The sequence below is a fragment of the Dietzia sp. DQ12-76 genome (assembly GCF_014145045.1).
In the GTDB taxonomy this organism is placed as follows: Bacteria; Actinomycetota; Actinomycetes; order Mycobacteriales; family Mycobacteriaceae; genus Dietzia.
The window spans coordinates 1-7995 of record NZ_JAALDV010000068.1; the positions used below are offsets into that span (position 1 = coordinate 1).

10 protein-coding genes are annotated in these 7995 nt (G+C 70.6%); 9 read left to right on the plus strand and 1 reads right to left on the minus strand.

All coding sequences use genetic code 11. The features are described from left to right. The 3 genes from cofH to dapC form a co-directional block, all read left to right on the plus strand. A partial coding sequence (gene cofH / locus G6019_RS03390; RefSeq protein ID WP_182627040.1) for a 5-amino-6-(D-ribitylamino)uracil--L-tyrosine 4-hydroxyphenyl transferase CofH occupies window positions 1-1114 on the plus strand: 1114 nt, incomplete at its 5' end. Window positions 1115-1199: 85 nt separating this feature from the next. Continuing rightward, a complete protein-coding gene (gene fdxA / locus G6019_RS03395; protein WP_107758132.1) occupies window positions 1200-1523 on the plus strand; it encodes a ferredoxin in 324 nt (107 codons plus the stop codon). An 8-nt stretch (window positions 1524-1531) separates the two neighbouring features. Beyond that, entirely contained in the window at window positions 1532-2641 is a 1110-nt protein-coding gene (gene dapC, locus G6019_RS03400; protein WP_182612885.1) for a succinyldiaminopimelate transaminase, read from the plus strand. A gap of 64 nt (window positions 2642-2705) precedes the next feature. Here dapC and dapD read toward each other — a convergent pair whose 3' ends face one another. Next, a complete protein-coding gene (dapD, locus tag G6019_RS03405; protein ID WP_107756757.1) occupies window positions 2706-3674 on the minus strand; it encodes a 2,3,4,5-tetrahydropyridine-2,6-dicarboxylate N-succinyltransferase in 969 nt (322 codons plus the stop codon). Between the two features lie 60 nt (window positions 3675-3734). Here dapD and dapE point away from each other — a divergent pair, with 60 nt between their 5' ends. From dapE to G6019_RS03435, 6 genes are all read left to right on the plus strand, one after another. Continuing rightward, window positions 3735-4904 (plus strand): succinyl-diaminopimelate desuccinylase, encoded by a 1170-nt coding sequence (gene dapE / locus G6019_RS03410; protein ID WP_182612884.1) that lies wholly within the window; start codon window positions 3735-3737, stop codon window positions 4902-4904. A gap of 99 nt (window positions 4905-5003) precedes the next feature. Further along, window positions 5004-5804 carry a TIGR00730 family Rossman fold protein gene (locus tag G6019_RS03415; protein ID WP_107758131.1) on the plus strand — a complete coding sequence of 267 codons (801 nt, stop codon included), beginning with the start codon at window positions 5004-5006 and terminating at the stop codon, window positions 5802-5804. After that, entirely contained in the window at window positions 5801-6358 is a 558-nt protein-coding gene (locus G6019_RS03420; RefSeq protein WP_107756755.1) for a TIGR00730 family Rossman fold protein, read from the plus strand. Before G6019_RS03415 ends, G6019_RS03420 begins: the two co-directional genes overlap by 4 nt. Beyond that, a complete protein-coding gene (gene folP / locus G6019_RS03425) occupies window positions 6355-7254 on the plus strand; it encodes a dihydropteroate synthase (RefSeq protein WP_182612883.1) in 900 nt (299 codons plus the stop codon). Before G6019_RS03420 ends, folP begins: the two co-directional genes overlap by 4 nt. An 82-nt stretch (window positions 7255-7336) precedes the next feature. Continuing rightward, a complete protein-coding gene (locus G6019_RS03430) occupies window positions 7337-7687 on the plus strand; it encodes a DivIVA domain-containing protein (RefSeq protein ID WP_107756753.1) in 351 nt (116 codons plus the stop codon). A 90-nt stretch (window positions 7688-7777) separates the two neighbouring features. Further along, on the plus strand, window positions 7778-7945 hold the full coding sequence (locus G6019_RS03435) for a DUF3117 domain-containing protein (RefSeq protein WP_081615186.1): 168 nt from the start codon (window positions 7778-7780) through the stop codon (window positions 7943-7945). Window positions 7946-7995 lie beyond the last annotated feature (50 nt).

Consider the following 7995-nt stretch of genomic DNA (forward strand, 5'->3'; position numbering starts at 1 on the left):
GGTCGTCGCGGCGCTGCGGGCCGCGGAATCGGACCCGGCCGGCCTCACCGACGACCAGTACCTCGCCCTGGCCACGGCCACGGGGGACGGGCTGGCCGCCGTGGCCGGACTCGCCGACCGGATCCGCGCGGACGTGGTGGGGGAGACGGTGACCTACGTCGTCAACCGGAACATCAACTTCTCCAACATCTGCTACACGGGGTGCCGGTTCTGTGCGTTCGCCCAGCGCAAGGGGGACGCGGACGCGTTCTCGCTCTCGGCCGCCGAGGTGGCCGACCGCGCGTACGAGGCGTACGTCTCCGGGGCGTCCGAGGTCTGCATGCAGGGCGGGATCGACCCGGACCTGCCGGTCACCGGGTACGCCGACCTCGTCCGCGCGGTCAAGGAGCGGGTGCCGTCCATGCACGTCCACGCGTTCAGCCCGATGGAGATCTCGAACGGGGCGGCCCGGTCCGGGGTGGGGGTCAGGGAGTGGCTCACCGAGTTGCGGGCGGCCGGTCTGGACACCATCCCGGGGACGGCGGCGGAGATCCTCGATGACGAGGTCCGCTGGGTGCTGACGAAGGGCAAACTCCCGGCCTCCGAATGGATCGACATCGTCACCACCGCACACGAGGTGGGACTGCGATCGAGCTCCACCATGATGTACGGCCACGTGGACACGCCGCGGCACTGGGTGGCGCACCTGCGCACGCTGAGGGGGATCCAGGACCGGACCGGCGGGTTCACCGAGTTCGTCCCCCTGCCTTTCGTGCACCGCAGCGCCCCGCTCTACCTGGCGGGCGCGTCCCGGCCGGGTCCGACTCGCCAGGAGAACGTCGCGGTCCACGCGCTGGCCCGGATCATGTTGCACGGCGCCGTCGACAACGTCCAGACCAGCTGGGTCAAGCTCGGGGTCGCGGGCACTCGCACCATGTTGCGCGCGGGCGCCAACGACCTCGGCGGCACCCTCATGGAGGAGACGATCTCCCGGATGGCCGGGGCGGAGAACGGGTCGGCCAAGACCCCGGAGGAGATCGCGGAGATCGCCACCGGTATCGGACGGCCCGTGCGGCGCAGGGACACCGTCTACGGCCCGGCTCCCACCCAGATCCCCGTGACCGTCGTCACATAGCGCGACCGGCTTCGGGGCGGCGTGGTCGCGCGCACGGGGTGTGACATACGATGCAGGCCATACCGCTATGAGGAAGGTGGCCGACGTGACCTACACGATCGCAGAGCCGTGCGTCGACGTGATGGACAAGTCCTGCGTCGAGGAGTGTCCGGTCGACTGCATCTACGAGGGTGGACGGATGCTGTACATCCATCCCGACGAGTGTGTCGACTGCGGCGCGTGTGAACCCGTGTGCCCGGTGGAGGCCATTTTCTACGAGGACGACACCCCGGAGGAGTGGTCCGAGTACAACACCGCGAACGTCGACTTCTTCGTGGAGCTGGGATCCCCGGGTGGCGCGGCCAAGGTGGGCAAGATCGACTACGACCACCCGTTCATCAAGGCGCTGCCCCCCATGAACCAGGAGTGACCTCGGTCGTGTCGCGCCCGGAGCGCCGTCCTCCCGCGCGCGCACTCCCCGTGTTCCCGTGGGACACCCTCGCCGAGGCGAGGACCCTCGCCTCGGCGCACCCCGACGGCCTGGTCGACCTCACCGTGGGCACCCCGGTCGATCCGGTCGCCCCGGTGATCCGCGAGGCGCTCGATGCCGGATCCGACGAACCGGGGTACCCGACCACCGTCGGGACACCGGAGTTGCGGACGGCTGCCGCCGACGCCCTCGCCAGGCGCTACGGTGTCACCGGGCTGGACGCCGGCTCGGTACTGCCCGCCATCGGCACCAAGGAACTCATCGCGGGGCTGCCCACACAACTCGGACTCGGTCCGGGGCACACGGTCGTCGTACCGGAGGTGGCCTATCCGACGTATGAGGTCGGCGCCCTGCTCGCGGGGGCGGCGGTCGTGCGTGCCGACTCGCTGACCCAGCTCGGCCCGTCGTCGCCCACCCTGCTCTACCTCAATTCGCCAGCGAACCCCAGCGGCCGGGTGCTCGGCGTGGACCACCTGCGCAAGGTGGTCGAGTGGGCCCGCGAACGCGGGGTGATCGTGGCCTCGGACGAGTGTTACCTCGGGTTGGTGTGGGAGGGGGAGGCGCCGTCGATCCTGGACCCGCGTGTCTGCGACGGCGATCACTCCGGCCTGCTGGCCCTGCACTCGCTGTCCAAGACCTCGAATCTCGCCTCGTATCGCGCGGGCTTCGTGGCGGGGGATCCGTCGCTCGTGGCGGAGCTGCTGGCGGTCCGCAAACATGCCGGCCTGATGATGCCCCTGCCCGTCCAGAACGCCATGACCGCGGCGCTTCGGGATGACGCGCACGAGGCCGAGCAGCGCGAGCGCTACCGGGCCCGGCGCGAGCTCCTGCTCCCGGCCGTGGAGGCCGCCGGATTCCGGGTGGATCACTCGCAGGCCGGGCTGTATGTCTGGGCGACGCGGGACGAGCCCTGCCGCGAGACGGTGGACTGGTTCGCCCGGCGCGGTCTGCTCGTGGCGCCCGGCGAGTTCTACGGCTCCGCGGGTGCCCGCCACGTCCGCATCGCCCTCACGGCCACCGACGCCACGGTGGCCGAGGCGGTACGCCGGCTGGCCTGAGGTCACCGAGACCCGGCCGGCGCCCGCCGATGTGGGATACCGGACGCGGATGTCCGCCCGCGAGTCAGTCGTTGGCGTGGAGCGCGTCGTTGAGTTCCACGCCCTCCTTCTTCCACGGCACGGCCTCGACCGCGCCGGAGACGGAGTTGCGACGGAAGAGCAGGTTGTCCATCCCGGAGAGCCGGCCGGCCTTGACGGGCTCGCGGTCGGCCCAGGCGCCCGCCCGGACGTCCACCTTCGTGCCGGCGGTGACGTAGAGCCCGGCCTCGACCACGCAGTCGTCACCGAGGGAGATCCCTATCCCGGAGTTGGCTCCCAGCAGGCACCGTTCGCCTATCGAGATGGTCTCCTTGCCGCCGCCGGAGAGCGTCCCCATGATCGACGCGCCACCGCCGACGTCGGAGTCGGCGCCGACCACGACCCCGGCCGAGATGCGGCCCTCGACCATCGACGGCCCGAGGGTGCCGGCGTTGAAGTTGACGAAGCCCTCGTGCATGACGGTCGTCCCCTCCGCCAGGTGGGCTCCCAGCCGGACGCGGTCGGCGTCGGCGATCCGCACCCCGGACGGGACCACGTAGTCCACCATGCGCGGGAACTTGTCGATGCCGAACACCGTGACCGGTCCGCGGGCGCGGAGCTTGGCGCGGACGAGCTCGAAGCCCGGGACCGCACAGGGGCCGAAGTTGGTCCACACCACGTTGCTCAGGGTCCCGAAGAGGCCGTCCATGTTCGCGTAGTGGGGCTTGATGAGGCGGTGGCTGATCAGGTGGAGCCGGAGGTACGCGTCGTACGCGTCGGTCGGGGCCTGCGTGAGGTCGCCGATCTCCACGCGGACCGCGACCCGCTCGACACCGCGGTCGGCATCGGGTCCTGTCAGGGGGGCGAGCTCGGCGGGGACCTCGTCGCCCGAGAGGATCCGGTGGCCCCCCTCGGAGGCCGCACCGAGCTCCGGCGCGGGATACCACACGTCGAGAACGGTGTGATCGGACGTCAGGGTGGCGATTCCGGTGGCTACGGCTCCGTGTGCACTCATACCCCGATGCTAGCGGTCGGCCCCGGCGCACAACGGTGACGGGCATCTAAGGTGGACGCCGTGACCGCCGCCCTCGATCTGACCGCAGACCCGGTCGACCTCGCCCGTGCGCTCGTCGACATCCCCAGCCCCTCCCGGGCGGAAGCGGCGATCGCCGGCGCCGTCCACACCGCGCTCGAGGAGGTGGTCGCCGGTTTCACCGGACCGGCCGCCGGGCGGACCGAACTGATCCGTGACGGCGACCGCGTCCTGGCCCGGACCACCAGGGGCCTGCCCACGCGCGTGGTGCTCGCGGGTCATCTCGACACCGTCCCGGTGGCGGACAACGTGCCGTCCACGATCACCGGAGAGGGCGACGATCTGGTCCTGCACGGGTGCGGGGCGGTCGACATGAAGTCCGGGGACGCGGTGTTCCTCCACCTGTTCGCGACCCTCGCGGACTCTGCCGCGCTCGCGCACGATCTCACCCTCGTCCTCTACGACTGCGAGGAGATCGAGGCCACCGCCAACGGCCTGGGGTTCCTCGAACGGAGCCACCTGGACTGGCTCCGTGGGGACGTGGCGATTCTCGGTGAGCCCACCGGTGGCCAGATCGAGGCGGGCTGTCAGGGGACCTGCCGTCTACGGATCCACACCCGCGGCACCCGGGCCCACTCGGCGCGGAGCTGGTTGGGCGACAACGCCGTGCACCGACTAGCCCCACTGTTGGCGGCGCTCGAGTCGTACGAGCCGCGCTCGGTGGACATCGACGGATGCGTGTACAGGGAGGGGCTGCAGGCCGTGCGGATGTCCGCAGGCGTGGCCGGCAACACCGTTCCGGACGAGGCATGGCTCGACGTCAACTTCCGGTTCGCCCCGGACCGGGACCCCGATGCGGCGCTCACGCACGCTCTCGAGGCGCTCGGGCTGACCCGGTCCGGGCGCATCCCGACGGGCGAGGATCCGCCGAGCGAGCCCGGTGAGTACTGGGAACTGACCGACATGTCCCCCGGGGCCCTGCCGGGTCTCGCGGCCCCGGCGGCGGCCGACCTCGTGCGTGCGGCGGGTGGGCGGGTGCGGGCGAAGTACGGGTGGACCGACGTGTCACGGTTCGCTGCTCTGGGCGTTCCCGCGGTCAACCTCGGTCCGGGCGATCCCGGGTTGGCACACACCCGGGAGGAACACTGCCCGGCCACCCAGATCACCGCGGTGACCGGGATGCTCCGCGCCTACCTCACCGCATCGGACTGAACCCCGGAGCCGACTGAACCCCGGAGCCGACACGAGCCCGGAGCCGACACGATCCGGGCCTCCGAACCCGGGCCGACCACTGTAGGAGATGTGACCCTGATGGCACAGAACGATCCGGTACACCTGCGCGGCCCGCTCCTCCTGCGACGGGACAGGGGCGGCGATCGCACGACCACGGACCAGCGGCTGCTGGACAAGAATCAGGACACCGACTGGTTGCACACCGACCCGTGGCGGGTCCTGCGCATCCAGAGCGAGTTCGTCAACGGGTTCGGCGCACTCGCGGAGCTCTCCGACGCGGTGAGTGTCTTCGGTTCGGCACGGACGCGCCCGGGCGATCCCGCCTACGAGCAGGCGGTGGAACTGGGTCGTGCCCTCGCCGAGGCGGGGTATGCCGTCGTGACCGGTGGTGGACCCGGTCAGATGGAGGCGGCGAACAAGGGCGCCTGGGAGGCGAACGGCGAGTCCGTGGGTCTGGGGATCGAGCTGCCCATGGAGCAGGGAATCAACCGCTGGGTCGACCTCGGCCTGCACTTTCGCTACTTCTTCGTCCGCAAGACGATGTTCGTCAAGTACACGCAGGCCTTCGTGTGCACCCCGGGCGGTTTCGGCACCCTCGATGAGTTCTTCGAAGCGATCACCCTGGTCCAGACGGACAAGATCACCCGGTTCCCGATCGTGCTGCTGGGCGTCGACTTCTGGGCACCTCTGGTGGAATGGATCCGGGGCACCCTCGTCGAGCAGGGCATGGTCTCGGCGTCCGATCTCGATCTGTTCCTGGTCACGGATTCCGTCGACGAGGCCGTCCAGTACATCCGCCGGGCGCACCATCAGGCCGCGCTGACCGCAGAGCAGCGGGAAGACCTCTTCGGCGAGGAGCACCGGGGAGTCGAACGATGAGGGCCCCTGTGCCCGGGCGCAGGGTCTGCGTCTACTGCGCCTCCTCGTCGTACGACCCCGAGCTGCTGGGGATCGCCACCGAAGTGGGTGCGGCTATCGCCCGCCGCGGGTGGTCCCTGGTCTCCGGTGGAGGTCACGTGTCGATGATGGGTGCGGTCGCGGAGGCGGCGCGGGACGGCGGAGCCAGAACCGTCGGTGTCATCCCTGAAGGGCTGCGAGTGCGGGAGGTGGCCGACACCGCCGCGGACGAGTTGGTGGTGGTGACCACCATGCGGGAGCGCAAGCGCGAGATGGAGGAGCGCTCCGACGCGTTCCTCACCCTGCCCGGGGGGATCGGGACGATGGAGGAGATGTTCGAGATGTGGACGTCCGCGTCGCTCGGTTTCCACCACAAGCCGGTGGTGCTGTACGACCCGATCGGCTTCTACCGGCCGTTGCTGGACTGGGTCGGGGGCCTCGTCGAGTCGGGACTGGTCTCGCCTCAGGCGTTCGACCACCTCGTGGTCCGCGATGAGGTGGAGGCAGCCCTCGACGCCTGCGGAGGGCGTCGATGACCGGACCGACCTCGGCCCCCTCACCCTCGAACTGGAAGCCCACGCTCTGCGGGCACCCGGTACCCGTCGACCGGCCCCTGGTGATGGCGATCGTCAATCGCACCCCCGACTCCTTCTATGACCGTGGAGCGAACTTCACCGACGCGGCGGCGATGGAGCGGGTCGATCGGTGCGTGGCGGACGGCGCGGACATCCTCGACATCGGTGGGGTCAAGGCGGGGCCAGGTGAGCTCGTCGACGCCCGTGAGGAGGTGCGTCGGGTCGTCCCCTTCGTCGAGACGGTGCGGGACAGGTACCCCGACGCCGTGCTCTCCGTCGACACCTGGCGTGGGTCGGTCGCCAGGAAGGCCCTCGCCGCCGGCGCCGATCTGGTCAACGACACGTGGGCCGGACACGATCCCGAGGTCCTGGCCGCAGCCGGTGAGGTGGGGGCGGGGTTCGTGTGTTCCCATACCGGCGGCGCGATCCCGCGGACCCGTCCCTTCCGGGTCGGTTATCGCGATGTGGTCCTCGACGTGGTCTCGGAACTGTCGGCCGCCACTGAGCGGGCGATCGCCGCGGGCGTCCCGGCCGACGGGATCCTGATCGACCCCACCCACGATTTCGGGAAGAACACCTTCCACGGGTTGGAACTGCTGCGGCGACTGGACGAGATCGTCGCCCTGGGCCCCCCCGTCCTCATGGCTCTGAGCAACAAGGATTTCATCGGCGAGACCCTGGACGCGGGTATCGACGACAGGGCCGAGGGCACTCTGGCCGCGACCGCCGTCGCGGCGATGATGGGTGCCCGCGTGTTCCGCACCCACGACGTGCTCGCGACCCGTAGGGCGGTGGAGATGGTGGCCTCCATTTCGGGGACCCGCCCACCTGCGCGAACGGTCCGGGGCCTCGCCTGACCCGGCCTGGTCACCGCCGCCGACGCCGCGGCGGTTGTGCGAGACTGGGGGACCGGCCCGGACCAGAGGGGGATTCGCCCGCATGCTCACCGTCGTCGTCTACGTGGTGCTCACCCTGATCGTCGCCGCAGCGCTCTTCGCCCTGTCGGTCGTGGTCTTCGGCCGCTCCGAGCCACTGCCGGCCGTGGCGCGGGGCCACACGGTCACCTCGCTGCCGGAGGGCCCGCTCCGTGGAGACGATCTGCGATCGGTTCGGTTCGGGATGTCCGCACGCGGGTACACGATGTCGGAGGTCGACTGGGCACTGGAGGAGGCGGCCGCGGAGATCGACCGCCTCCGCGCGCGCCTCGACGGCGCGGGAAACGGCCCACAGCACTCGGACGCCGCGGGCCCAGAACGCGCTCCCGCGTCCGGGCCCGGTGTGACGCGCTAGAATCGCAGCATCCATTCAGCAACACCGCACGTGGGCGTGGTCGTCCTCACCGGACGCGGCCCACTGCCAAGGACGAAGGGAATCGACCTGATGGCGGCTATGAAGCCCAGGACCGGTGACGGACCGATGGAAGCGGCCAAGGAGGGCCGCGGGATCGTCATGCGCGTCCCTCTCGAGGGTGGCGGACGCCTCGTCGTGGAGTTGACCCCCGACGAGGCGAGGTCGCTCGGCGAGGAGCTGACCCAGGCCATCTCCTGATCGTCCTCTGCTCTGTCGACTCGACGCACCCGACCCACGTGGCGGGTGCG

Bases quoted from the DNA above. Each gene is read 5' to 3' on its own strand.
- G6019_RS03430 (WP_107756753.1), top strand. From the start codon at position 7,337: ATGCTCACCGTCGTCGTCTACGTGGTGCTCACCCTGATCGTCGCCGCA.
- folP (WP_182612883.1), top strand. From the start codon at position 6,355: ATGACCGGACCGACCTCGGCCCCCTCACCCTCGAACTGGAAGCCCACG.
- G6019_RS03420 (WP_107756755.1), top strand. From the start codon at position 5,801: ATGAGGGCCCCTGTGCCCGGGCGCAGGGTCTGCGTCTACTGCGCCTCC.
- dapD (WP_107756757.1), bottom strand. From the start codon at position 3,674: ATGAGTGCACACGGAGCCGTAGCCACCGGAATCGCCACCCTGACGTCC.
- G6019_RS03435 (WP_081615186.1), top strand. From the start codon at position 7,778: ATGGCGGCTATGAAGCCCAGGACCGGTGACGGACCGATGGAAGCGGCC.
- G6019_RS03415 (WP_107758131.1), top strand. From the start codon at position 5,004: ATGGCACAGAACGATCCGGTACACCTGCGCGGCCCGCTCCTCCTGCGA.